The organism is Spirillospora sp. CA-108201 (assembly GCF_050936235.1).
In the GTDB taxonomy this organism is placed as follows: Bacteria; Actinomycetota; Actinomycetes; order Streptosporangiales; family Streptosporangiaceae; genus Spirillospora.
Map to the genome: position 1 here is coordinate 9,336,695 of NZ_JBNJNE010000001.1, position 23,799 is coordinate 9,360,493.

Below are 23,799 nucleotides of genomic sequence, written 5' to 3' on the forward strand. Positions count from 1 at the left end.
ATGGCCGATGCGGCCGATCTGACCGCGACCGAACTGCTCGCGGAGTACCGGGCCGGGACGCTGTCCCCGGAGGAGGCCGCCAGGGCCGTCCTCGCCCGGATCGAGCGGGACGACCCGGAGCTGAACGCGTTCTGCCTCCTCGACGAGGAGACCACCCTCGACATGGCGCGCGCCGCGACCGAGCGGTGGCGGCGCGGCGCGACCCTCGGGCCGCTGGACGGCGTCCCGGTCTCCGTCAAGGACGTCCTGCTCACCCGCGGCTGGCCGACGCTGCGCGGCTCCAGGACGATCGACCCCGCCGGCCGGTGGGACGAGGACGCGCCGTCCGTCGCCCGGCTGCGCGAGCAGGGCGCGGTGTTCGTCGGCAAGACGACGACGCCGGAGTTCGCGTGGAAGGGCGTGACCGACAACCCGCTGACCGGCGTCACCCGCAACCCGTGGGACCCCTCCCGCACGCCGGGCGGGTCGAGCGGCGGCGCGGCGGCGGCGGTCGCGGCGGGCATGGCGCCGCTGGCGCTCGGCACCGACGGGGGCGGCTCGGTGCGCATCCCCGCCGCGTTCACCGGCACCTTCACGATCAAGCCGACGTACGGCCGCATCCCGCACTACCCGGCGAGCCCGTTCGGGACGCTCGCGCACATCGGCCCGATGACGGGCACCGTGGCGGACGCGGCCCTGCTGCTCGACGCCGTCTGCGGCGCCGACGGCCGCGACTGGTCGTCGCTGCCGCCGCCGGACATCGCGTTCGCCGAGGCCGGGGCCCCCGGCGCCGGGCGCGACGACCTGACCGGCCTGCGCGTCGCGTTCAGTCCCGACCTCGGGTTCGCGGCGGTCGACCCGGAGGTCGCGGCCCCGGTCGCGGCCGCCGCCGAGGTCTTCGCCGGGCTCGGCGCCAAGGTCGAGCAGGTCGATCCCGGCTTCGGGGACCCGGTCGAGGCGTTCGAGGTCCTGTGGTTCGCGGGGGCCGCCAAGGTCGTCGATCACCTGTCGCCCGAGGAGCGGCGCCTGCTCGACCCGGGCCTGCGGGAGATCTGCGAGCAGGGCGCGCGGTACTCGGCGCTGGACTACCTCACGGCCACGGCCCGCCGCATGGAGCTCGGCCGGCTGATGGGCGTGTTCCACGAGCGCTACGACCTGCTGCTCACCCCGACGACGCCGATCGCCGCGTTCGAGGCCGGCCTGGAGGTCCCGCCGGGGTCGCCGTCCCCGCGCTGGACGAGCTGGACCCCGTTCACCTACCCGTTCAACATGACCCAGCAGCCCGCGGCGAGCCTGCCCTGCGGCTTCACCTCCCGCGGCCTGCCCGTCGGCCTCCAGGTCGTCGGCGCCCGGCACGCCGACGGCCTGGTGATGGCCGCCTGCGCCGCCTACGAGCGGGCGCGGCCGTGGAGGCGGTTCACGCGAAGGTGATCACCGCGCGGCCCCGGTGGGCGCCCTCGTCCATCGCGGCGAGGACGCGCGGCGCCTCGTCCAGCGTGACGGGGGTGACCTCGGGGACGATCCCGTGCGCCACCGCGAACGCCAGGGTGTCGCGCAGGTCGTGCGGGGAGCCCGACGGCACGCCCATCACCCGCAGCCGCCCGCTGACGAGGGCCATCGGCGGCAGGGTCACGTCCTCGGCGCCCATGCCGAGGTAGAGCAGGGTCCCGTCCGGGCGCAGGCCGCCGAACGCGGCGAGCCCGGTCGCGGTGTCGGGCGCGGTGTTGACCACCAGGTCGGCGCCGCCCCACGACCGCAGCGCCTCGGCCGGGTCCCGCTCGTCGGTCGCGACGAACAGGTCGGCGCCGAGGGCCAGGGCCTCCTTCTCGGCGCGGCGCGACCTCGACACCACGGCGACGCGGGCGCCCATCGCGGCGGCGAACCGCTGGGCCATCGTCCCGACGCCGCCGGTGCCGAGCACGGCCACCTTCGACCCGGCGGCGGCCCCGGCCTGCCGGAGTCCGTTGAACGCGGTGAGGCCGGCGCACATCAGCGGCGCGCCCGCGACCGGGTCCAGGCCGTCCGGCAGCGGTGTGGCGAACCCGGCGCGGCCGACGAAGTACTCGGTGTACCCGCCGTCGCGGTTGACGCCGGTGACCTGCTTCGGCGCGCCCGTGCACAGGATCTGGTCGCCGCGGGCGCACTCGTCGCAGTGCCCGCAGGACCCGTACAGCCAGGCGGCGCCGACCGGGGTGCCGGCCGCCGGCCAGTCGACGCCCTCGCCGAGCGCGGCGACGACGCCGCTGATCTCGTGCCCGGGGACGACGGGGAACGTCCCGAACGGGTAGTGCCCCCGCAGGTGGTTGACCTCGGAGAAGCACATCCCGCAGGCGGTCACCCGCACCAGGATCTCGCCGGGGCCGGGCCGGGGCTCCTCGCGCTCGACGATCTCCAGAGGCCCGCCCGGGGCGGTGAGCACGGCGCTGCGCATGGCGGCGCCCCCTCTCGTGTCGTGACGGCCGTCCGGCCGTTCGTAGCATCGGTATAGCAATGACTGTACCCGCGCTATATGACTCGGCATAGCGATGCTCGGAAAGTTTTTGTAACATCGTTGTTGTGACCGCTCAGAAGGACCCCGACACCCGCGACCGCATCCTGCGCGCGGCGGCGCGGCTGCTCGCCGAGGCCGGCGGCGAGCCGGTCTCGACACGGGCCGTGTGCACCGCCGCCGGGGTCGGGGCGCCGACGCTCTACCACCACTTCGGCGACAAGCGCGGCCTGTTCGACGCCGTCGCCGCCCACGGGTTCGAGGAGTACCTGGCGACCAAGCGGGCGCAGGGCGGCGCCGGCGACCCGGTCGAGGACCTGCGCCGCGGCTGGGACCTGCACATCGAGTACGCCGTGACCCATCCCGCGTTCTACACGCTGATGTACGGGACGCCCCGGAGGCCGGCCGCCGCGGAGGAGGCGTACGGCATCCTGCTGGGCCTGGTCGAGGCGGCGGCCCGCGCGGGACGGCTCCGCGTCCCCGTCGCCACCGCCGCCCGCATGATCCACGCCGCCGGGATCGGGGTCGCCCTCACACTGATCGCGGGACCGTCCGGCGGCGCCGCCGACCGGGAGGCGTCGGTCCGCACGCGCGAGGCCGTCCTCGCCGCCGTGACCTCCGGCGGCGGCGGTCCGGCGGGCGCCCCTCGCGGCCCGCGCGGTGGCGCTGAGGGCGGCGCTCGGGTCCGCCCCGCCGACCGGGCTGACCGCCTCGGAGGCGGCGCTGCTCGGCGAGTGGCTGGACCGCCTGGCCGACTAGTCCCGTGTCTTCTTGCTCCCGGGGCGCTTCCGCCGCTTCACGCTGACGCCGCCCCAGAACGCCAGGCCCTTCACCACGACCGTGGGGGAGCCCGGCACGCCGGGCCCGCTCGCCCGCTGGTCGAACCCGCCCATGATCCCGAGCCCGTTGACGTGCACGGTGATGTCGTCTGGCACGATGATCTCGAACCCGCCCATGACCGCGAGCGCCCGGATCACGACCTGGCCCTCAGCGAACCGGGCCTCGCGCAGATCGATCTTGCCGCCGCCCCAGAACGCGAACGCCCGGAACCGGCGGGGCACGTTCCACACGCCCGCGCGGCGGAATCCGCTCATGATCCCGATGCCGCTCCGCCAGGACGGCGCGCCCTCCACCGGCCGCCAGTCCGCCCCGGTCGCCGGGGGCGCCGCCCGGCCCGGCGACGGCAGGTCGCGGGTGATCGGCTCCAGTTCCGCGTAGGTCTTCGCCGCGTACACCGCGTCCAGCCGCTCGTCCAGCTCGGCCAGCGTGAGCCGCCCATCGCCGGCCGCGTCCCGCAGCACCTGCGCGACCTGCTCGCGGTCGGCGTCACCGGCCCGCATCTCCGGCGTTCCGGGCGTCCCGGGATGCTCGGGGAGGTTCGTCATGCCCGCAGCCTAGACCAGGACGCCGCCCCCGCCGTAGGCCCGATCCGCCGCGGGGTCAGGCCCCGGGCGGTTCCAGGCGGACGACGACGGACTTGGACGTGGGGGTGTTGCTGATCTCGGCGGTGCTGTCGAGCGGGATCAGGACGTTCGTCTCGGGGAAGTAGGCCGCCGCGCAGCCCGGCGCGGTCGGGTAGGAGACGGCGCGGAAGGCGGGGGCGCGGCGCTCGGCGCCGTCAGGCCACTCCGAGACGAGGTCGACGGTCGCGCCGTCGCCGACGCCGAGGCGGGCCAGGTCGGCGGGGTTGACGAGCACGACGCGGCGTCCCGCCTTGATGCCCCGGTAGCGGTCGTCCAGGCCGTAGATGGTGGTGTTGTACTGGTCGTGGCTGCGGAGTGTCTGCAGCAGCAGCCGCCCCTCCGGGACCCGCAGGACCTCCAGCTCGTTCACCGTGAGGTTGGCCTTGCCGGTCGCCGTCGGGAACCTGCGCTCGTCGCGGGGCGCGTGGGGGAGCGTGAAGCCGCCGGGCTCGCGGAGGCGGGCGTTGAAGTCCTCGAAGCCGGGGACGACCCGGGAGACGTGGTCGCGGATCACGTCGTAGTCGCGCTCCATCGCCTCCCAGCCGATGTCCGAGCCGGGCAGCGCGGCCCTCGCGAGCCGGCAGACGATCGACACCTCCGGCAGCAGGTGCGCCGACGCCGGGGCGAGGCGGCCGCGGGAGGCGTGCACCATGCCCATGGAGTCCTCGACGGAGACGACCTGCGGCCCCGTCTCCCGCATGTCGCGCTCGGTGCGGCCGAGCGTGGGGAGGATCAGCGCCACCTCGCCCGTGACCGCGTGCGACCGGTTGAGCTTGGTCGACACCTGCGCGGTCAGCCGGCAGCCCCGCAGGGCCGCCTCCGTCACGGCGGAGTCGGGGGTGGCGCGGACGAAGTTGCCGCCCATGCCGAGGAACACCTTCGCCCTGCCGTCGCGCATGGCGCGGATCGCCTCGACGGTGTCCAGGCCGTGCTCGCGGGGCGGCTCGAACCCGAACTCGGCGGCGAGGGCGTCCAGGAAGGCCGGCTTCGGCCGCTCCCAGATGCCCATCGTCCGGTCGCCCTGCACGTTGGAGTGGCCGCGCACCGGGCAGACGCCGGCGCCGGGCCGGCCGATGTTGCCGCGCAGCAGCAGGAAGTTGACGATCTCGCGGATCGTCGGCACGGAGTTGCGGTGCTGGGTGAGGCCCATCGCCCAGCAGACGACGATCCGCTCGGCGGCCAGGACGTCGCCCAGCGTCGCGGCGATCTCCGCGCGGGTGAGGCCGGTCGCCTCCAGCACGTCGTCCCAGTCCAGGCCGAGGGCGTGCTCGCGGAACGCCTCGAAACCGTGCGCGTGGGCGTCGAGGAACTCCCGGTCGAGGGCGCCGGGCGCGTCCGACTCCAGCAGCATCCGGTTGAGCGCCTGGAACAGCGCGAGGTCGCCGTTCAGCCGGATCTGCAGGAACCGGTCGGCGAGCGCCGTGCCCCGCCCGGCCATCCCGGAGGCGCGCTGCGGGTTCTTGAACCGCATCAGCCCCGCCTCGGGCAGCGGGTTGACGGCGATGACGCGGGCGCCCTCCCTCTTCGCCCGCTCCAGCGCCGACAGCATCCGCGGATGGTTCGTCCCCGGGTTCTGGCCGACGACGAAGACGAGGTCGGCCCGGTAGAGGTCCTCCAGGAGCACCGAGCCCTTGCCGATGCCGATCGTCTCGCTCAGCGCGGACCCGGACGACTCGTGGCACATGTTGCTGCAGTCGGGCATGTTGTTCGTGCCGAACGCCCTCGCGAACAGCTGGTAGGCGAACGCGGCCTCGTTGCTCGTCCGCCCGGAGGTGTAGAAGACGGCCTCGTCGGGCGACTCCAGGGCGTTGAGCTCGGACGCCAGCAGGCCGAACGCCTCGTCCCACGACACCGGCTCGTAGTGCCCGGACCCGGCGCGCTTCACCATCGGCTCGGTCAGCCGCCCCTGCTGCCCGAGCCAGTGGTCGGAGCGCCCGGCCAGATCCTCGACGCCGTGCGCGGCGAAGAACTCCCGGGTGACGCGCCGTACCGTGGCCTCCTCCGCGACGGCCTTGGCGCCGTTCTCGCAGAACTCGGCGGTGTGCCGGTGGTCGCCCTCCGGCCAGGCGCAGCCCGGGCAGTCGAACCCCTGCTTCTGGTTGACGCGCAGCAGCGTCAGCGCCGTCCGCCGCACGCCCATCTCCGCCTGGGAGTGGCGCAGCGCGGCCGTCACCCCGGGAACGCCCGCCGCCCAGGTCTTCGGCTCCGTGACCTCCAGGCCGGACTCGTCGAAGTCACCGGTGGGCGCCTTGCGCGTCATAGGGCACATCCTCGTGGTCGTCCGACATCCCCACTGTCGCACGTTAGCGCCGGACCGGGGCGCTACTGGGGCGGGCCCTCCGTCAGGTGGACGGTCCCCGCCACGCGGTCGCCCTGGCTCGTCGTCCACTCGATCCGGACGGCGTCGCCCGGATGGCGGGCCAGCATCAGGGCCGTGAGGGCGGACGGGGTGTCGACCGCGGCGTCGCCGAAGGCGACGATGACGCCGCCGACCGGGACCCCGGCGGCCTCGGCGGGGGAGCCGGGCACGAGCTCGGCGACCAGCGCGCCGGGGGAGCGGCCGTTCGGGCGGACCTTGACGCCGAGCATCGCGGTGCGTCCGATGTGCACGGTCGCGGACGCCTCGCCGCGCTGGATCTGCCGCGCGACCTCCAGCGCCCGGTCGGACGGGATGGCGTAGCCCCGGTGCTCCTTGCGCTCCTTGGCGCCCTTCACCGAGAACCCGGCGGACGCCGCGGTGTTGATGCCGATGACCTTGCCGGAGGTGTCCAGCAGCGGCCCGCCGGAGTCGCCCGGCCGGATCGGCGCGCTCGTCTCGATCAGCCCGGTGAGCCGCTCGGAGGTGCCGTTGCTGTCGTCGCGCGCGGTGACCGACTGCTCCAGCGCGGTGACCTTGCCGGTGACGACCGTGGGCGTGCCGCCCTTGCCGCCCGCGTTGCCGACGGCGGTGACCGTGTCGCCGACCTCGACGCTGCCCGCGGAGGCGAACGCGGCGGCCTTCAGCCGCGCCGCCCCGGACAGCCGGATCACCGCGATGTCGCCGGTCCGGTCGTAGCCGACGACCTCCGCCGTGTAGCCGCGCCGGTTGTCGACGTCCGTTCCCTTGATCGCGGTGGCGCCCTGGATGACGTGGTTGTTGGTCAGCACGAGGCCGGACGCGGTGAGCACGATGCCCGTCCCGGCGGCGCGGGTGCCGTTCAGCGTCTGCTCGGTCTCGATGTTGACCACGCCCGGCCGCCGCCCGCTGGGCTTGGCGTGCTGGTGCCGGGTCGCCGCCGCGGTCGGCGGGGCGTCCCGCGGGGTCTCGCTCTCCACCACCCGGCAGCCGGGGGCGAGGAGGGCCGGGAGCGCCAGCAGCAACGGGATCGCGGCGCGGGCGCGGCGGCGCCTGGAGTCCTCGCTCACCTGGATGCCTCCTCCCGCAGGTTCCTCCCATGATTCCCGATTCCGGGGGATTAGTCCGAAGCAAGGGAGGACATCGCGGCGCCGGCCCCGGCCGGGCCCCGCCGCGGCTCAGCGGGTGAAGTAGCGGCGGGGGTTCTCCACAAGCATCTGGTCGATCCGCGCGTCGGAGACGCCCGCGGCGCGCAGGGCGGGCAGGACGTCCTCGCTGATGTGCCGGTAGTTCCAGTTCGGCTGCATCGCGGGCACCGTCGCGGGGTCGGGCCCGAACCAGTCGATGAAGCAGGCGGCGTCGTGGCTGAGGACCATCCGGTCGGCGTAGCCCCGCTCGCACAGGGCCGCGATCGTGGCGACCCGGTCCGCGGTCGGGTTGATGATGTCGAGGCCGAAGCGGTCCATGCCGAGGATCGCGCCGGTGTCGGCCAGCTCCATCAGGTAGTCGAGGTCGTTGCTGTCGCCCGCGTGGCCCACGACGACCTTGGCGAGGTCCACGCCCTCCCGGCCGAGCAGGTCCACGACAGTCCGGCCCGCGTGGATCGAGCTCTCGGTGTGCACGGTGACCGGGGCGCCCGTCTCGCGGTGCGTCGCGGCGACGGCCCGCAGCACCCGCTCGACGCCGGGCGTGAGGCCCGGGGCGTCCACGGCGCACTTGAGGAAGGCGGCCCGCACCCCCGTCCCGGCGATGCCCTCGGTCAGGTCGCGGGTGAAGTCGGCGATCATGGGGTCGGGGCCCTGGTCCACCAGCGTGCCGGGGCCCCGGTGGTGGAACTGGAACGGCAGGTCGTTGTAGGTGTAGATGCCCGTCGCCACGATGATGTTGAGCTCCGGCACCTGCTCGTTGACCCGCTGGATCCGCGGCAGGTAGCGGCCGAGCCCCCACACCGTGGGGTCGGCGATGGTGGTGACGCCGAGCCCGGCCAGCTCCCGCAGCTTGCCGACCGCGTCGGCGACCTTCTCCTCCTCGTCCCACCAGTCGCCCGCGCCGTAGTTCTGGACGTGCTCGGCGCCGAGCACGAAGACGTGCTCGTGCATCAGCGTGCGTCCGAGGGCGGCGGCGTCGACGGGGCCGCGGACGGTCTCAACTGCGGGCATCGATACTTCCTCTGCGGGTGCGATACTGGCTCTGCGGGGCATACCGACCGGTCGGTTTCTGGCAAGCTATGGTGCGGGGCGCGCCGGAGTCAATGCCCGCGCGCGAAGGAGGTGCCGCAGGTGACGCAGGCCGATCCGGCGCCCGGCCCGGTGCCGGAGTCCGCGGCGCCCGTCCGGCAGAGCGCGGTCGAGCGGCGGATCCTGGACGCCGCACTGCGGCTGTTCGCCGAGCGCGGTTTCGACGGGACGCCCGTGCAGAGCGTCGTGGAGGCGGCCGAGGTCACCAAGGGCGCGCTGTACCACTACTTCGACTCCAAGGACGACCTGCTCTACGAGATCTACCACTCGCTGATCGCCCGCCAGCTCGCCGACCTCGGCGCGGTGCTGGCGCGGGGACTGCCGCCGCGCGAGGCCGTGCACGCGGTGCTGACCGGGCTGATCCGCAGCACCGCCGAGCACATCGACGAGGCGAAGGTGTTCGCCCGCGAGATGCACCGGCTGGACCACGCCCGGATGCGCTCGGTCCGCGCCGACCGCCGCCGCTACCACGTGACGTTCCGGGGCCTCATCGAGCAGGGCCAGCGGGACGGGGTGTTCGGCACCGGGACCCCCGCCGAGACGATCACCATCGTCGCGCTCGGCATGGTCAACCAGATGCCGGCCTGGTACCGCGCGAACGGCCCCAAGCCCGCCGCCCGCCTGGCCGACGAGGTCGCCGGGTTCATCCTCGACGCCCTGGACCGGCCCACGGCCTGACGGTACCGGACGGGACGCGGTCTCAGCGCGGCGCCACGGCCTTCGGGGCCCCGGCGACGGCCGCGGCGACGGCCGCGGCGAGCACCGCCAGCGCGGCGATGGTCACGGCCATCGGGACGGCGGTGCCCGGCCCGGCGACGCCGGCCAGCGGCGCGGCGGCGCCGCCGAGCGCGAACTGGGCCACCCCGAGCAGCGCCGACGCGGTCCCGGCCACCCGCGGCGGGCGTCCCTCCAGCGCCAGGGCCGTGGCGTTCGGCCCGACCAGCCCCTGCCCGGCCGCGACCAGGAACAGCCCTGGCAGGACCCCGTGGAGGCCCCATCCGGCGAGGACGGCGGCCAGCAGGACCGCCCCGCCCGCGGCGACGACCGCGAGCCCGGCGGCCAGCAGGCGGGTCAGCGCGACCCGCCCGGCGAGCAGCGCGCCCGCCTGCCCCGCCGCCACGATGCCGAGGGAGTTGACGCCGAAGGCGATGCTGAACCCCTGCGGCGACATCCCGTAGATGTCCTGCAGCACGAAGGGCGATCCCGAGATGTAGGTGAACATGGCCGCGAACGACAGGCCGATCGCCAGCCCGTACCCGGTGAACGCCCGGTCCCGGACGAGCGCCCGGCAGGCCGCCGCCGTCGCGCGCGGCCCGCCCGTCTCGCGCCGGCCGGGCGGCAGCGTCTCCGCCAGCCCGAGCAGCGACCCGAGGAACAGCGCGACGCCGATCGCGGTGAGGACCGCGAACACGCCCGGCCACGGCACGATCCGCAGCAGCTGCCCGCCGAGGACGGGCGCCAGGATCGGCGCCAGCCCGTTCACCAGCATCAGCACCGAGAAGAACCGGGCCGCGGCGGCGCCGTCGTACAGGTCCCGGACGATCGCCCGCGCGATCACGATCCCGGCCGCCCCGGCGGCGCCCTGCACCAGCCGCAGCGCGATGAGGGTCTCCACGGTCGGCGCCGCGACGCACAGCAGCGACGCGACGGCGTAGGCGGCGAGCCCGGCCAGCAGCGGGCGGCGGCGGCCCAGCCTGTCGCTCAGCGGCCCGGCCACCGCCTGTCCGGCGGCGAGGCCGACGACGCACGCGGTCAGCGTGAGCTGCGCCTGCACGGCGCCCGTGGACAGGTCCGCCGACATCCGGGGCAGCGCCGGCAGGTACATGTCGATCGACAGCGGCGCGAGCGCCGTCAGCGCGCCCAGCAGCAGGACCAGCACCGGCCTCCGGCCGGCCGGAGGGGGCGTGGACAGCTCGGAGCCGGCGGAGGCGGCCGCCTGGGTCATGGGGGTCTCCGGGGGGCGGGGAGGCTCAGACGGTGGTGATGACCTGGGCGGGGTCGAGGCGGGGGTTGCGGGGGCGGAAGGCGTCCGGGGCGGGCCGGCCCGCGTTGATCACGGCGATCGGGCGGACGTTGCCCTCGGGGAAGAACTCCTTCTCCACGGCGTCCGCGTCGAAGCCGGTCATCGGGCCGGCGGCGAGACCGGCGGCGCGGATCCCGAGGATCAGGTAGCCGAGCTGGAGGGAGGCGTTGAGCCGGGCCATCCCCGGCCTGCCGGGGCTGCTCCGCAGGGACTCGCGGACGCCCTCCCGGTGCGGGAACGTGACCGGCAGGTGCTCGTGGAAGTCCTCGTCGGCGGCGGCGATGAGGGTCAGCGGGGCGGTCGCGGTCTTGGCGCGGTTGCCCTCGCTCATCAGCGGGACCAGCCGCTCGCGCGCCTCCCGGCTGCGCACGTCCACGATCCGCAGCGGCTGGCTGTTCATGGCGGTCGGGGCCCACCTGACCAGGTCGTAGATCGCGCGGACCTGCTCCTCGCCGACCGGCTCGCCGGTGAAGGCGTTGGCGGTGCGCGCGTCGCGGAACAGCAGATCCTGGGCGGCGGAGTCCAGGATCAGCGGGGTCGTGGTCGTCGTCATCGGGCGCCTCTCGGACGGGGAAGCCTTCCGACGGGGTCAATGCGATGACGGTCCGTTATCTTCCACGTCAGGAAGTGGGGTGCGTCACAGCCCGGCGGCGACCGGCGGGCGGCCGGTCAGAACGGGAACCGCTCGGCCGCCGCGACGAGCGCGCCCGCGATGGCGGCCACGGTCAGGACCGACACGCCCGCCAGCACGGCCCAGCGCCCCGCCTGGTACCCGGCGGGGACGCGGCCGGCGTCGCGGCCCCGCACCGGCCACGGGGCCCGCAGCGGCGCCGTCCCCGGCGGCTCCGGCGGGACGTCGGCGGGCGCGCGGTCGCCGTCCGGCGCGGCCGCGGCGGGGAGCCCGGTCACCCAGCCGAGCAGGTCGGCGACGGCGGCGGGCTCGGTGCCGAGGCCGGAGGCGAAGTACCGCACCTGGGCGGCGAGCTGGTCGAGCGTGCGCACGGTGTTGCCGAGCCCGACGCCGTCGAGCCATTCGCGCGGGTCGGCGCCCGGGTCCAGGCCGCGGCCGATCTCCGTGCGCAGCAGCAGGTCGGTCTTGGTGACGACGACGGCGACGCGCTTCTGCCGCCCCTGGTCGGGACGCGAGCGCAGCTCGTTCAGCACCCGCTGGAGGGTGTCGGCCGGGTCCTCCTCCGACGACGCGGCGGCCTCGTCGACGAGCTCCCTCTCGTCCCCGGTCAGCGACCGGCGGAGCTGGGGGAGCGCGAACGGGTCCACGACGAACAGCAGCGCCTCGCTGTGCTCCAGGTAGCGCAGCGACTCGACCTCCGTCGCGCCCGTGTAGTGCTCGCCCGCGGGGTCGAACAGGTAGAGGATGCGCCGCGCGCGGCCCGGCAGCTCCACGTCCACCATGGTGGCCAGGGGCAGCTCCGGGCCGGTCTTGGCGAGGCGCCCGCCGCGCTGGAACTCGCGTATCGCGCCCGCGTACGCCTGCGCGTGCCGCTGCTCGACGAACGACAGCCGCCCGTGGACGGCGCGGGTCCGCGCGTGCAGGGCCCGGATGCCGAGGACCATGAACGTGGTCTTGCCGGCGGCCGGCCCGCCCACGAACGGCAGGGGCTCCACGCGGACGCGCCCGATCCGCTCGGGCAGCCGGCCGTCGCAGTGCGGGCAGTACGCGGCCAGCCGGAAGCGCCCGAGCGGGACGGTCGTGGGAAGCCGCGCCCCGCAGCGGCACACGTGCCGGAACGCGCCGCCCGCCCCCGGCGAGAGGCGCCGGTGCCGCGCGCCGCAGTTCGGGCACGCGTACTCCGGAAGCCCGATCCGCTCGTAGCAGAAGGGGTGCGGGCATGTCTGGAGGATGCGGGCGTACCCCATGAAGACGCGTTCGACCGCCGCCAGGACCAGCACGCACGCCAGCCACGACGCCAGCCCCACCGCGGCGACCAGCCCGTACAGGACCGTCAGCGCGAGGACGAACACCGACGCGGGCACGGCGGCGGCGACGATGCCCGCGCACAGCGCCAGCCAGACCGGGAAGACGAAGAACCCCCACGGGCCGCCGAGCAGCGTCCGCGTCAGGCTCAGCACGACGCCGCGGGCCGTCCGGTACACCTGCGGGGCGACCGTGCGGCTGATCGTCCACCAGTCGCGCCACACCTGGCCGAGCAGGTAGTGCCGGTAGGCGACGGCGGGCGCGGCGACCGGCGAGGGCCCCTCCAGCGTGGACGGCGCGAGCGTCCGGCACGCGTGCAGGCAGTACACGCCGAGCGCGGCGGCGCCGGCGACGACCAGCGTCGCCGCGAACAGCACCGGGAACACGTACATGAACCCGAGCCACATGGCGCCCAGCCACACGGCGATCAGCAGCAGCACGATGGCGGGGTTCACGGCGCGCCCTCCGCGAGAAGGGCCCGCAGTTCGTCCCGCAGACCGGGGCGGCGCGCCAGATGGGAGTCGAGCTGCCTGGCCGCCAGCCACCGCCGGGCCGCCGCCCGCGCCCACGCCTCCAGGGACGGCTCGGCCGCGCCGCTCCTGCGCAGCCGCAGCACCACCTCGACCAGCTCGTTGCGCCGCTCGGCCTCGCCGCCGCGCAGCGGTGCGCGCCCGGCGCGGACGCGGCCGGGCAGCCCGCCCGTCCACTCCCGCGCGAGCCGCGCCCTGACGGGTGCGGGCAGGGCCGCCAGCAGCTCCGCCCGGAACCCGGGCGGCCGCGGGGACAGCCGCCGCGCAGCGTCGGCGAACGCCTCGCGGGCGAGGCGCTCGGTGGCGCCGTCCGCGGCGGCGATGAGCTCCAGCGCCCGCGCGGCGCGCGGCGGGCCCGCGGTGATGGCCGTCCCGTACGCCTGGACGAGGGCGGCGTCGCGCCCGGCGCGCGCGTCCGGCATGAGCGCGCGGACCCGCTCGGCGAGCCGCAGTGCCGCCGGGTCCGCGAGGCCGCCGCCGCCCGGCGCCGCGAGCCGGGTGAAGGTCCGGGACGGCAGCTCCGCGAGCGCCGGGGGCGGCGGCGCCGTCCCGCAGGCGTCCAGCAGGTCCAGGCACGCCGAGGCGGACGGGGGCGTCGCCCAGATCTCCCGGAGCGCTCCGCCGACGTCGGCGGTGTCGCCGCCGCCGTCCAGACGCAGCAGTTCGCGCGTCACCGCGATCCGGCGGCCGGGATGCCTCCGCCCGACCGACGCCAGCACGGCGGTCGCCACCCCGGGCGCGGCGCGCAGCCGTCCGGCGTGCTCGTAGAGAAGGTCGCAGGTCCCGGGGTCGAGAGCGGACGCCCGGTCCCCGGATCCGGCGAGGCCGGCGACGAACCCGTCCAGCAGCGCGTCCCGCAGCCCGGCCGGGCAGGCGGCGAGCGCGCCCTCCAGCCCGCCGGGGCCGCGCCGGACGCAGCGCGCCGCCGACGCCGTCACCTCGCCGGGGCCGGCGCCGACACCGGCCCGCTCCGCCACTGCGGCTGCCTCCGCGACCTCCGCCAGGCGGGTCGCCCCGGCGAGCCGCTCGGAGACCAGAGCGCCGATGCGGAGCGCGCACCGGGGGCGAGATCCGCCGCTCCCGCCGCCCGCGCCCGCTCGTGCACGGCGAGCACGAGACGGAGCCCCATGGACGGGACGCCCGGCGCGAGGTCGCGCCACACCCAGGCGGGGACGGCGGTCCCGCGCCGCGCCAGCAGCTCCGCCGCCGCGTCCTGCTCGTCCGGCGCGACGTCCGCGTCGCCCCGGCACAGCGCCAGCAGCGCGGCGGCGCCCTCCCGCGCGGGGTCGTCCGGCGGCGCCAGCTCGGCGAGGGCGTCCAGGCCGCCGAAGTCGCGGGCGCGCCAGCAGCGGGCGACGGTCCTGGCGAAGCGGCCCGCCGGGCCTGCCGGGACGCCGTCGCGGAGGTCGAACGCGGACGCGTGGGAGGCGTGGTTCTGGGCGGTGGCCCAGACGTCGGGCGTCGTGCCGACCAGGCGCTGCGCGGCGCCGTCCGGGTCGGCGGTGTAGGTGACGAACGACAGCCGCGCCGCCGCCGGGACCGGCAGCGAGTACGACACGACCGCGATCCAGCGGGCGATCGCCTCCACGTCGTCGGAGACGAGGACGACCCGCCCGTGGCCCCGCCCCAGCACGTCCGTGACGGCGTCGACCAGGCGGGCGAGCAGCGCGTACGGGTCGCCGGGCCCGGCCGCGGCGAGCCACCCGGCGAGGGCCTCCGGGTCGAGCGCGGAGCCCGGCGTCAGCTCCTCCAGCGGGTCGAGGACGGCCCCGGGTGCGGGCAGCGCCGTCCAGTGCGCGGCCTGCCACAGCTCGGCGGGCCGCAGCCCCTCCAGCTCCTCGGGCTCGGCCACCACCGCGTGCGCGAAGAAGTTGCCGTAGCGGCCGGAGTAGTCGCGGCCCAGGTAGCGGCACCGCAGCAGCAGGGGCCGGCCGTCCACCTCGTCGTACAGCAGCGAGACGGGGAACAGGTCCAGCTCGGCGTCGCCCGGCGACAGCGGCGCGTCCGGCGGCGGGCGGTACGCCAGGTACGGCGTGACCGCGGCCCGCGTCCCGTCGGGCAGGCCGGGCGTCTCGGCGACGAACTGGAACCCCGCCCGGCCGGTGGGCCCGCTCCGGGCGGAGGTGTAGTGCAGCTGCCAGGCCACCTCTACGCCCCTCCCGGACGGACGCCGTCGAGCATCCCGAACCGGTACAGCAGCCACAGCAGCGGGTCCTCCGCCCGGTAGGGCCGGACGCCGCCGGCGCCGACGCGCCCCTCCTCCGGGACGCCGCCGAGCGCCGACAGGCCGAACAGGGCGTGGTCGGCGTACTGCTGCCCGAGGTAGGTGTCGAGCTGCCCGGCCTGCCAGTCGTGCAGAAGCGCGCGGACCTGCTCGTTCACCGCGTCCCTGTCGTCGAGGTCGAGGACGCCCTGCCCGGACCGCGAGCGGTGCAGCGCCGACTGGCGCAGCAGCCCCGGCCGCAGCACGTCGATCTTGGTGAGCGCGACCGCGGCCGGGACGGGCAGCGGCTCGCCCGGCCGGGTGCCGTGCCGCGCCCGCAGCGCCTCGGTGACGCGCGCGATGACGTCCAGCGGCTCCCCTCCCGGATCGGCGCCGCCCGGACCGTCGCCGGCCGCGCGCGGGCCCGGCACCGCGTCCAGGACGCCCGGCCGCGCGCCCGGCAGCTCCAGCGGGTCGACCAGGAAGATGATCGCGTCGGCGGCCTCCAGGTACCGCAGGTGCAGGCCGGTGGCCTCGCGGCTGCGCAGGTCCTCGCCCGCCGTGTCGAACAGCACCAGCGCCAGCGAGTCGTTGCGGGGCCGGGAGAAGCGGCCCCTGCGCGCCCGCGTGCGGGTGAGCAGGTAGACCAGCGGCTCGCGCGGGCCGGTCGCGGCGCTCGGCGTCGCCGGCAGCAGCCGCCGCTCCTCCAGCAGCGGCCGGGCGAAGTCGCGCTTGTACCGCTCGATCGTCCTGTCGTCGCACGCGACGAGCGACGCGTCCAGCTCCGTCCCGACCCGGTTCATCAGCTCGTGCAGCAGGACGGCGATGTAGGTGCTCTTCCCGGCGTTCTTCGCCCCGACGAGCGCGACGATCCGGCCGGGGGAGTCGCAGTACGCCGACGGCAGCGGGTTGTGGCACTCGGGGCAGGCGCGGTTGCCGGTCGGCAGCCCGCACCCGGGGCAGTCGGCCCGGCCCTTGCGTCCGGGCGCGGCGAAGGCCGGGGGCAGCGACGCCCCCGCCGTCGACCCGGTGTACTCGGCGAGCCGCTCGTCCAGGACGGGGACGCAGCCCTGCCGCCGCCCGGACTGCCCCCGGCACCGGAACAGGATCCGCTGCGGCGCGACGGAGGCGAAGCAGTAGGGGCAGGTGATGCCCTGCCTGGACGGCGCGCCGGGGATGCCCACCCGGGCCAGGGGTCTCGTCATCAGGGGACCTGGAGTCGGCGGACGGGGGGATCGCTCAGCTCGACGGCGTCGTCGTCGGCGAAGCAGCGCAGCCAGTACGGCCCGGACGACGGCGGCGCGCCGAGCGACAGCTCGCCCGGCACGGGCACCTGGTCCCACGCGCCGAGGGCCTCGCCGTCGGCGGCGCGCTGCGGCATGACCCGCCCGGCGCGCAGCACCAGCGACAGCCGCGCCACCCGCAGCGGGCGGGACGAGGTGAGCCGGACCGTCAGCGTGCGCCGCCACGGCGGGCCCGACCGCAGCACGTCGTAGTGGACGATCGTGCGCGCCGCGACCTCGGCGGTCACCGGCGGGCCGGTCATCCGCGCGCCGCCCACCGTCCCGGCCGCGGCGACCGACAGCGCGACGGGGGCGTCCTCGGGGACGGGCAGCCGGATCCCGCCCTGGGTGTCGTAGGCGGCCCGGGTGACGCTCTGCGCGGCCTGGACGGGGACGCGGGCGGGGTCGCCGGACGCCGCGGCCTCCGCGGCGGGGTCCCGCCCGATCCGGTAGGCGACCTCGACCTCCGCGACGTCGGGCGGCCAGTCGAACCCGACGTGCACGAACGCCCCGCGCCGCTCGGCGACCAGCCGGCGCGGCGGCGGCAGGTTCACGTGCCGGTGGTAGGCGCCGATCGCGGCCGCGCCCTCCGCGACCGTCACCGCGAGCAGCCACCCCCGGCGCCCGGCCGCACCGCGAGACCGCCGTCCTCCTGCGCGCACGCCAGCCGCCGGGTCTCCCGCCGCACCTCCTCCAGCGGGACGAGCGCGCTGCGCGGCCACGGCGGCGGGCCCTGGCAGAGCACCAGCTCCACCGTCCCGTGCGCGGGCGGCGCGAACCGGGCCCGCACCAGCCCGGGGTCGGCCGCGTCGGTCTCGGCGGCCAGCTCGAACACCGGCTCGGGCGGCGCGCTCGGCGTGGCCGACGCCCGCACCCCGTCCGTCTCGATCTCGCGCCCGGACGCGTCGAGGTAGACGGCGGCGATCCGGTAGTGGTGCGTCCGCCCGTTCGGGACGCGCTCGCGGAACCCGTCCCGGCCCGCCGCGACGGCCCGGCCGTCCCGTGCCACGACGACCCGCACCGCCTCCGCCGGGCACCGCCAGCGCCCCGTGACCTGCCCGTCCCCGGCGGTCAGCTCGACCTCGCCCGGCTCGGGCCGCACGACCACCGGCCCGGCCACCGCCGGCGCCGCGGCGGCCTCGCCCCGCACCGCGACCACCCCGTAGTACAGCGGCACGTTGACGGGGGGACGGGTGTCCAGCGCCCCGCCGACGGCCGTGCCGTCCCGCGCGTCGCGCGGCGCCCTGCCCTCACGCCGCACGACGTGGTGCACCACCTCGCCTCCGGTGGACGGCGAATCCCGCCAGGACAGCCGGACCGACGCGCCGTCCACGTCGAGGTGCACCGCCGGCACCGGGCGCGGCGGCAGGCGCCGCTGGTGGGCGGCGGCGCCCGGCAGGTCCCGGACGAGGCGCAGCGCGTCGGCGAGCAGGCGGTGGGCGCGGTCCGGGTCGGGCTCCGCGGCCGCGGCCTCGCGCAGGCGCAGCGCGGTGCCGAGGCGGTGCCGGGCCTCGGCGGCGAGCACCTCCTCCTCGGGCGGGTCGGCGCCGGGGAGGGGTGCGGGACCCGCGCGGCGTCGGCCAGCCCGGCCGCCGCGTGCACGTCGCCGGCGTCCAGCAGCGCCCGGAGCCGCCCCGCGAGGCCCCCGCCCGGTTCGGTCTCGCGGACGACGGCGAACACCAGGCGGCGGGCGTCGCCCTGCTCGACGCCCAGCTCCTCGGCGGCGTACCGGAGCAGGCCGCGTTCGGACGCCCGCTGCCGCAGGCGCTCGCGGAGCCGGTCGGCGATGTCGAACAGCAGCAGCCCGGGCAGGTCGGCGCCCGAGCGCAGCGCGGCCAGCACCGTGTCGGCGTGCGTGGTGGTGGTGTCGCGGCCGCGGCGCGCCCACTCGGCTCCGGCCGCCGCGACCGCCTCCCCGTCCGGGCGCGGGCCGCCGCCGGGACCGCCGAAGCCGTCCAGGACGCGGATCGGCCCGGTGAGGCGGGCGCCGAACAGGAAGTCGGCGAGGTGGCGCCTGCCGAGGACCTCCAGCGACTCGCGCACCTTCCGGTAGGCGGGGTAGGGCGCGGCGGCCGGCAGCGGGTCGGGCTCGCGGATCTCGACGCCGTCGGCGGCGGTGAGCTCCGCCAGTTCGGCGCCCCGGACCCCGGTGGTGCGGGCGATGGCCTCGACCTCGCCGGGCGTGGCCATCCGCAGCGTCCCGGCCGCGTCGGCGAGGCGGGCGCGGGCCTCGCCGAGGCGGCGCTCGGCGCGCTCGCGGCCGCCGCGCAGCCGCGCCTCCAGCGGGCGCAGGTCGCCGCGCTCGGCGGCGGCGAACAGCGGCGCCAGCTCGCGGTGCTCGGCCTCCAGCCGGTCGATGAGCTTGCGGTACTTCAGCTGCCCGCGCGCCCGCCGCCAGCACTGCCGGACCTGCTTGACCCGCGCCGTGACGGCGGCCGCCTCCAAGCCGTCCAGCGCGTACCGGACGCGCAGGTCCTCGGGGGGCTGGTCGCCCGCGGCCCGCGCCGGTTCCAGCACCTCCTGCCGGTAGGCCTCGTCGAACGCCACGGGCGCCTCCAGGGGATCCGCCGCCCGCTCAGCTGACCTGGACCCGGGAGAGGGCCTTGCGGGAGCGCTCGACCTCCTCCTCCGACATGCCGCCGACGTCCACCTTCAGCTCCAGCCGCTCGCCGGTCTCCTTCTCCACCGCCGTGACGTTCAGCAGACCGGAGGAGTCGAGCGCGAACGTCACCCCGATCGGCCAGCCCGCCTTCTTGCCCGGCGGGACGCGGATCTCCCCGGTCGCGATCTCGGTGTTGTCGATCAGGTCGGCGGACTCCACCACGCCGGCCTGCTCCATCACCCGGATGTCGGCCGAGGCCTGGTCGTCGTAGACGGTGAAGAAGTCCTCGGTCCGGGCGGCGGGCAGCTCGTCGTTGGCGTGCACGAGGTGCGCCACGCTCTCGGCGCCGGTCTCCCGGTCGACGACCACGATCCCGAACGCGTGCGAGGCGACCGTCCTGATCCGCCGCCCGGCGATCTGCTTCTGCTGCTCGGCGGTCAGGCCCGCCCTGGTCGCCATCTCCTCGGCGCGTTCGGCGGCGCCCTCCCGGACGAGCCGCCGGTAGGTCTCCTCGAAGGCGTACAGGGCGGCGCCCTTGGCGACCGCGAGGTCGGGGTCCTGGAGGCGGGGGGACAGGCCGAGCTCGGTCTGCAGCCGCGCCGCGACGACCGGCATCTTCGTGGAGCCGCCGACGAGGACGAGGTCGTCGTAGTCCTCCACGCCCTTCTCGGCGGCGGTCGCCAGCGTCCGGCCGGTGATCTCGACGGTGCGGTCGAGGAGGTCCCGGGTCAGCTCCTCCAGCTTCTCCCGCGTCACCTCGACCGAGGCGACCCGCCCGCCGTGCATCACCCGGACGGTGTGCGACGTGCGGGTGGTGAGGGCCTTCTTGGCGTCCTCGGCGTCGCGGCGCAGCTGCTGCTCGGTCTGCCGGTCGTCGAGCGGGTCGCCGGCGTCCGGGTGCTCGGCGCGGAACCGCTCGGCGAGGTGCTCCACGAGCCGGGCGTCCCAGTCGGCGCCGCCGAGCTCGTGGTCGCCGTCGGTGCACACCACCTCGATGTGGCCGCCGCGCAGCGCGATGACCGTGGTGTCGAACGTCCCGCCGCCGAGGTCGTACACCAGGATCGTGCGGTCGCTCTCGGGGTTGAGGACGCCGTAGGTGATCGCGGCGGCGATCGGCTCGGACACGATGTCGATGACGTTCAGCCCCGCGATGCGTCCCGCCTTGCGGGTCGCGTCGCGCTCGGCGACGCCGAAGTAGGCCGGGACGGTGATGACCACGTCGCGGGTCTCCTCGCCCGTGGTGGTCCGCGCGTCCGTCGCCAGCTTCAGCAGGATGAAGGCCGACACCTCCTCGGGCGTGAAGTCGATCCCGTGGATGGGGCGGGTGACGTCCCGGCCCATGTCCCGCTTGATCAGGCTGACGACGTTGTCGGGCTCCAGGACCGCGGTGTCCTTCGCGGTCTGGCCGACGACGACGTTCTCGCCGCTCTCGAAGAACACGACGGACGGGGTGGTGTCGGTCCCCTCCAGGTTCCGCTGGACCGCGGGCCGGCCGACGTCGTCGATGGAGGCAATGCAGGAGTACGTCGTTCCCAGGTCGATCCCGTAGACGGCCATGTCCCTCACCCGCTGTTCGTCGTCTGTCCGTTGTGCGCCGCCTCGCCGGCGGCCGCCGGCTCGGCGAGCCTGCCGACGCTGACCGCCGCCTTGCGCAGCACCTTCCCGCTCTGCTCGAACCCGTCCGACTGCACGGCCGTGACGGTGCCGTCCGCCACGGGGTCCTCGACCGAGGTGACCGCGACCGGACGGTGCCGGGACGCGTCGTAGGGGGCGCCCGGCTCGACGGTGAACCGCTCGACGCCGAGCCGCGCGAGCGCGTCGGCGACGTCGTCGGCCACCGCGCCCAGCAGCACCGCCGTCCGCCGCGGGTCGGGGGCCTCGGCGAGGTCGGGCGCGCGGAGCCGGTCGGACTCGCGGCGCGCCTGGTCGTGCAGCCGGTACAGCGCCGCGCGGACGGGCTCCAGCATCGCCTGCAGCTCCCCGCGCCGCAGCCGCTGGTTCTCCTCGTGCAGCCGGTCGATGACGGCCTCTCGGTGCTCCGCGCGTGCCCGCTCGCTGTCGAGGCGGGCGGTGAGCCCGGCGAGGGCGTCCCGCACCTCGGCGTGCAGCACCGCACCGGCATCGTCCCCGACGTCGCCGGAGCGCGCCGGCGCGGGCCCGGCACCGGAGGCCTCGCTGACTGGGGGTTCCCCGTCCCTCGACACGTAGAGTCACCTTAATGCTGGACGGCAGGAGACGTCAGGCCAACCGATGACCTCCACCGGACTCTAGTTTGACCCGTGCCCGCCGTTCCAGCACCGACTTCCCGTGCCGCTTTCTTGGGACGACACGTCTGGGTAACACGGGGGAAACGGGTGTCGCCGAAGCTGGGGACCTCGCACGGAGACGGGAGGTGGCGATGTTGCTGCGGATAAGGGTGCGCCTGCCGGACCGTCCCGGTTCGCTGGGGCAGGTCGCGCGCACCCTGGGAGCGGCGGGCGCGGACGTCGTCCAGATGGCGGTGCTGGAACGCGACAACGGACGGGCGATGGACGACTTCACCGTCGTGTGGCCCGCCGGGGCCGACTCCGAGCGGCTGGCCGGGGGGCTCGGCACGGTGCCGGGGGTGGAGGTCGTCGGGGTCTGGCCGACCGCCGAGCCGCAGGGCGCCTTCCCCGACGCGGCCGTGATCGGCCAGGTCGCCGCCGTCCCGGAGCGCGGCCTGGAGATCCTCGCCGACGCCGTTCCGGCGATCCTGAGCGCCGACTGGGCGGGCCTCGCCGAGCTGAAGGGGGAGGACGAGGCGGTCCTGGTGCACGCCAGTTCCGGCGGTGAGCCGGGCGCCGGGCTGCCGGATCTGCGGCCGCTGCGGCCGCGCGCGTTCACGGGGCCGGACGGCGCGCGGTTCGCGGTCTGCCCGCTCGCCGCGGGCGGGGTGGCGCTGGTGGTCGCCCGGACGGACGCGCCGCCGTTCCACCGGACGGAGGTGTTCCGGTTGGAGCAGCTCGCCGGGGCCGCGAACGCCGTCCTGTACCGCGGCGCGGCCCCGCTCTGAGCGTCCGCGCCGGTTCGGCCGCGCGTCAGTCGAGCAGGGCGAGGACCGCGTCCAGGCCGGTGAGGCAGGCGTCGGAGCCGAGCCCCTGGGCGACGGTGGCCGCCGCGGCGGTGCCCCAGCGCGCGGCCTCCAGGACGTCCCCGCCGTGCGCGAGGCCGGTGATGAACCCGGCGCAGTAGGCGTCGCCGCAGCCGGTCGTGTCGACCACCTCGACCGGCAGCGCCGGCAGCCGGTGCACGCCCTCGGCGGTGGCGACCAGGCTGCCGTCCCCGCCGAGCGTGACGACGACGGTGCGCGGGCCCCGCGCGAGCAGCGCGGCGGCGGCCTCGGCCGGGTCGTCCTCGCCGGTCATGAGGGCGGCCTGCTCCCCGTTCGGCAGGAAGTGGTCGACGTGCGGGAGGAACGCGGCGGCGCCGTCCAGCAGGTCGGGCATGGTGGACAGCAGGTCCATCGTCACCACGGTGCCGGCCTCGCGGGCTGCGTCGAGCATGGTGAAGAAGGCCGGGTCGTTGAGGCCGAACGTGACGTCGGGGCCGCCGAGGTGCACCGCGCTCGCCGCGCCCAGCAGGCCCGGCCCGACCGCGCCCGGGGTGAGGGTCAGGTTCGCGCCGGGGACGTGGAAGCTCGGCCGCCCGCCGTCCGGCCGGATCGGCAGGATCGACGCGCTGGTCCGGTCGGCCGTCCGCCGGACGAGCCCGCGCACGTCCACGCCCTCGCGCCTCATGATCGTGACCAGCAGGTCGCCGAGGTCGTCGTCGCCGATCGCGCCGACCGAGACGACCTCGTTGCCGAGCCGGGCCAGGGCGACGGCGGTCCCCGCGGCGGCGCCCGCCGCGGTCACCCGGATCTCCTCGACGACCACGGTGTCCTGGCCGTCCGGGATGCCCTCCACCGGGCGGGCGAGCACGTCCAGGATGTGCGCGCCGAGAGTGACGACGGTCATGTCCGGCCCCTTAGTGATCGTCAGGGGCCGTAGCGTACGCGGTGCAGGCCACGAAATGTGAGAGGTATTCGCATGTTGCTGAGGGACGAGCGGGACGCGTTGTGCGCGATCGGCCGGCGGCTGGCCGGGACCGGGCTGGTGACGGGCGCGTCCGGCAACGTCAGCGTCCGGTCGGGCGATCTGGTCGCGGTCACGCCGGGCGGGATGATGCTCGACCGGATGGAGCCCGCCGACTGCCCGGTCGTGGACGTCGCGGGCAAGTGGGTCGACGGCGACAGGGCGCCCTCGTCGGAGACGCCCATGCACCTCGCGCTCTACGAGGCGACCCCGGCCGCCGCCATCGTGCACACGCACTCCACCTACGGCGCCGTGGTGGCGTCGACCATGCCCGAGCTGCCGCCGATCCACTACAACACGCTCCTGCTCGGCGGCGTGGTGAAGGTCGCCGAGTACGCCACGTACGGGACGCCCGAGCTGGCCGAGAACGTCCGGGCGGCCATCGCGGGCGGCAAGAGCGCCGCATTGATGGCCAACCACGGGGGCGTCGCGATCGGCCGCGACCTGGAGGAGGCGTACGAGAACGCGCGCCTCCTGGAGTGGCTCTGCGGCGTCTACGTGCGCGCGAAGGCGATCGGGGAGCCGCGCGTCCTGACGGAGGAGGAGCTGGCGAAGGTGGTCGAGCGGGGCCTCGCGCCGCCCGAGTTCCCCCCGCGTGTAACCTAACGCTTGTTAGGTCACTCTGG

21 protein-coding genes and 1 pseudogene are annotated in these 23,799 nt (G+C 76.1%); 5 read left to right on the forward strand and 17 right to left on the reverse strand.

What is annotated here, in order from left to right:
• A complete protein-coding gene (locus tag ACQEU6_RS44565) occupies positions 1-1,410 on the forward strand; it encodes an amidase (RefSeq protein WP_499339844.1) in 1,410 nt (469 codons plus the stop codon).
• Here the strand turns inward: ACQEU6_RS44565 and ACQEU6_RS44570 are convergent.
• Positions 1,397-2,410 carry an alcohol dehydrogenase catalytic domain-containing protein gene (locus ACQEU6_RS44570; RefSeq protein ID WP_499339845.1) on the reverse strand — a complete coding sequence of 338 codons (1,014 nt, stop codon included), beginning with the start codon at positions 2,408-2,410 and terminating at the stop codon, positions 1,397-1,399. The genes ACQEU6_RS44565 and ACQEU6_RS44570 overlap by 14 nt on opposite strands.
• A 125-nt stretch (positions 2,411-2,535) precedes the next feature.
• Between ACQEU6_RS44570 and ACQEU6_RS44575 the strand changes: the two are divergent.
• Positions 2,536-2,994 (forward strand): annotated as a pseudogene (locus tag ACQEU6_RS44575) (TetR/AcrR family transcriptional regulator); the annotation flags it as partial.
• Between the two features lie 228 nt (positions 2,995-3,222).
• Here the strand turns inward: ACQEU6_RS44575 and ACQEU6_RS44580 are convergent.
• From ACQEU6_RS44580 to ACQEU6_RS44595, 4 genes are all read right to left on the reverse strand, one after another.
• Positions 3,223-3,852: a DUF1707 SHOCT-like domain-containing protein gene (locus ACQEU6_RS44580; RefSeq protein WP_499339846.1), complete on the reverse strand. Its 630-nt coding sequence runs from the start codon at positions 3,850-3,852 to the stop codon at positions 3,223-3,225.
• Positions 3,853-3,907: 55 nt separating this feature from the next.
• Entirely contained in the window at positions 3,908-6,190 is a 2,283-nt protein-coding gene (locus ACQEU6_RS44585) for an FdhF/YdeP family oxidoreductase (RefSeq protein WP_499339847.1), read from the reverse strand.
• 62 nt (positions 6,191-6,252) lie between these two features.
• Entirely contained in the window at positions 6,253-7,335 is a 1,083-nt protein-coding gene (locus tag ACQEU6_RS44590) for a S1C family serine protease (protein ID WP_499339848.1), read from the reverse strand.
• A gap of 108 nt (positions 7,336-7,443) precedes the next feature.
• Positions 7,444-8,424, reverse strand: a complete 981-nt coding sequence (locus tag ACQEU6_RS44595) for a phosphotriesterase family protein (RefSeq protein ID WP_499339849.1) — start codon at positions 8,422-8,424, stop codon at positions 7,444-7,446.
• 120 nt (positions 8,425-8,544) lie between these two features.
• On the opposite strand from ACQEU6_RS44595, the gene ACQEU6_RS44600 reads away from it, so the two are divergent.
• Positions 8,545-9,180 carry a TetR/AcrR family transcriptional regulator gene (locus tag ACQEU6_RS44600; protein ID WP_499339850.1) on the forward strand — a complete coding sequence of 212 codons (636 nt, stop codon included), beginning with the start codon at positions 8,545-8,547 and terminating at the stop codon, positions 9,178-9,180.
• A gap of 22 nt (positions 9,181-9,202) precedes the next feature.
• Here the strand turns inward: ACQEU6_RS44600 and ACQEU6_RS44605 are convergent, their stop codons facing one another.
• The 11 genes from ACQEU6_RS44605 to ACQEU6_RS44655 form a co-directional block, all read right to left on the reverse strand.
• Entirely contained in the window at positions 9,203-10,447 is a 1,245-nt protein-coding gene (locus ACQEU6_RS44605) for a multidrug effflux MFS transporter (protein ID WP_499339851.1), read from the reverse strand.
• 25 nt (positions 10,448-10,472) lie between these two features.
• Positions 10,473-11,078, reverse strand: a complete 606-nt coding sequence (locus ACQEU6_RS44610) for a malonic semialdehyde reductase (protein ID WP_499339852.1) — start codon at positions 11,076-11,078, stop codon at positions 10,473-10,475.
• Between the two features lie 116 nt (positions 11,079-11,194).
• Complete coding sequence (locus ACQEU6_RS44615; RefSeq protein WP_499339853.1) at positions 11,195-12,916, reverse strand: TRAFAC clade GTPase domain-containing protein; 1,722 nt, start codon at positions 12,914-12,916, stop codon at positions 11,195-11,197.
• Positions 12,913-13,968, reverse strand: coding sequence for a hypothetical protein (locus tag ACQEU6_RS44620; protein ID WP_499339854.1), 1,056 nt, complete (start codon positions 13,966-13,968; stop codon positions 12,913-12,915). Before ACQEU6_RS44620 ends, ACQEU6_RS44615 begins: the two co-directional genes overlap by 4 nt.
• Positions 13,926-15,137, reverse strand: coding sequence for a GAP1-N2 domain-containing protein (locus ACQEU6_RS44625; protein WP_499339855.1), 1,212 nt, complete (start codon positions 15,135-15,137; stop codon positions 13,926-13,928). The genes ACQEU6_RS44620 and ACQEU6_RS44625 overlap by 43 nt, the downstream gene beginning before the upstream one ends.
• 2 nt (positions 15,138-15,139) lie before the next feature.
• Positions 15,140-16,399: a TRAFAC clade GTPase domain-containing protein gene (locus tag ACQEU6_RS44630; RefSeq protein ID WP_499339856.1), complete on the reverse strand. Its 1,260-nt coding sequence runs from the start codon at positions 16,397-16,399 to the stop codon at positions 15,140-15,142.
• Positions 16,399-17,079: a SaeA-related protein gene (locus ACQEU6_RS44635; protein WP_499339857.1), complete on the reverse strand. Its 681-nt coding sequence runs from the start codon at positions 17,077-17,079 to the stop codon at positions 16,399-16,401. Before ACQEU6_RS44635 ends, ACQEU6_RS44630 begins: the two co-directional genes overlap by 1 nt.
• Complete coding sequence (locus ACQEU6_RS44640; protein ID WP_499339858.1) at positions 17,076-17,627, reverse strand: hypothetical protein; 552 nt, start codon at positions 17,625-17,627, stop codon at positions 17,076-17,078. Before ACQEU6_RS44640 ends, ACQEU6_RS44635 begins: the two co-directional genes overlap by 4 nt.
• Positions 17,549-19,024 carry a hypothetical protein gene (locus tag ACQEU6_RS44645; RefSeq protein ID WP_499339859.1) on the reverse strand — a complete coding sequence of 492 codons (1,476 nt, stop codon included), beginning with the start codon at positions 19,022-19,024 and terminating at the stop codon, positions 17,549-17,551. Before ACQEU6_RS44645 ends, ACQEU6_RS44640 begins: the two co-directional genes overlap by 79 nt.
• A 28-nt stretch (positions 19,025-19,052) precedes the next feature.
• A complete protein-coding gene (locus ACQEU6_RS44650) occupies positions 19,053-20,636 on the reverse strand; it encodes an Hsp70 family protein (protein WP_499339860.1) in 1,584 nt (527 codons plus the stop codon).
• A gap of 5 nt (positions 20,637-20,641) precedes the next feature.
• Complete coding sequence (locus ACQEU6_RS44655; RefSeq protein WP_499339861.1) at positions 20,642-21,283, reverse strand: nucleotide exchange factor GrpE; 642 nt, start codon at positions 21,281-21,283, stop codon at positions 20,642-20,644.
• Positions 21,284-21,477: 194 nt separating this feature from the next.
• On the opposite strand from ACQEU6_RS44655, the gene ACQEU6_RS44660 reads away from it, so the two are divergent.
• Positions 21,478-22,113 carry an ACT domain-containing protein gene (locus ACQEU6_RS44660; protein ID WP_499339862.1) on the forward strand — a complete coding sequence of 212 codons (636 nt, stop codon included), beginning with the start codon at positions 21,478-21,480 and terminating at the stop codon, positions 22,111-22,113.
• 25 nt (positions 22,114-22,138) lie between these two features.
• On the opposite strand, the gene ACQEU6_RS44665 is transcribed toward ACQEU6_RS44660, so the two are convergent.
• Positions 22,139-23,056, reverse strand: a complete 918-nt coding sequence (locus tag ACQEU6_RS44665) for a carbohydrate kinase family protein (RefSeq protein ID WP_499339863.1) — start codon at positions 23,054-23,056, stop codon at positions 22,139-22,141.
• A gap of 72 nt (positions 23,057-23,128) precedes the next feature.
• On the opposite strand from ACQEU6_RS44665, the gene ACQEU6_RS44670 reads away from it, so the two are divergent.
• Positions 23,129-23,779, forward strand: coding sequence for a class II aldolase/adducin family protein (locus tag ACQEU6_RS44670; RefSeq protein WP_499339864.1), 651 nt, complete (start codon positions 23,129-23,131; stop codon positions 23,777-23,779).
• The last annotated feature ends 20 nt before the right edge of the window (positions 23,780-23,799 follow it).

Excerpts from the sequence above, each read along its gene's own strand:
- ACQEU6_RS44565 (WP_499339844.1), top strand. The coding sequence starts at position 1 with ATGGCCGATGCGGCCGATCTGACCGCGACCGAACTGCTCGCGGAGTAC.
- ACQEU6_RS44570 (WP_499339845.1), bottom strand. The coding sequence starts at position 2,410 with ATGCGCAGCGCCGTGCTCACCGCCCCGGGCGGGCCTCTGGAGATCGTC.
- ACQEU6_RS44580 (WP_499339846.1), bottom strand. The coding sequence starts at position 3,852 with ATGACGAACCTCCCCGAGCATCCCGGGACGCCCGGAACGCCGGAGATG.
- ACQEU6_RS44585 (WP_499339847.1), bottom strand. The coding sequence starts at position 6,190 with ATGACGCGCAAGGCGCCCACCGGTGACTTCGACGAGTCCGGCCTGGAG.
- ACQEU6_RS44595 (WP_499339849.1), bottom strand. The coding sequence starts at position 8,424 with ATGCCCGCAGTTGAGACCGTCCGCGGCCCCGTCGACGCCGCCGCCCTC.
- ACQEU6_RS44605 (WP_499339851.1), bottom strand. The coding sequence starts at position 10,447 with ATGACCCAGGCGGCCGCCTCCGCCGGCTCCGAGCTGTCCACGCCCCCT.
- ACQEU6_RS44610 (WP_499339852.1), bottom strand. The coding sequence starts at position 11,078 with ATGACGACGACCACGACCCCGCTGATCCTGGACTCCGCCGCCCAGGAT.
- ACQEU6_RS44630 (WP_499339856.1), bottom strand. The coding sequence starts at position 16,399 with ATGACGAGACCCCTGGCCCGGGTGGGCATCCCCGGCGCGCCGTCCAGG.
- ACQEU6_RS44650 (WP_499339860.1), bottom strand. The coding sequence starts at position 20,636 with ATGGCCGTCTACGGGATCGACCTGGGAACGACGTACTCCTGCATTGCC.
- ACQEU6_RS44660 (WP_499339862.1), top strand. The coding sequence starts at position 21,478 with ATGTTGCTGCGGATAAGGGTGCGCCTGCCGGACCGTCCCGGTTCGCTG.
- ACQEU6_RS44665 (WP_499339863.1), bottom strand. The coding sequence starts at position 23,056 with ATGACCGTCGTCACTCTCGGCGCGCACATCCTGGACGTGCTCGCCCGC.
- ACQEU6_RS44670 (WP_499339864.1), top strand. The coding sequence starts at position 23,129 with ATGTTGCTGAGGGACGAGCGGGACGCGTTGTGCGCGATCGGCCGGCGG.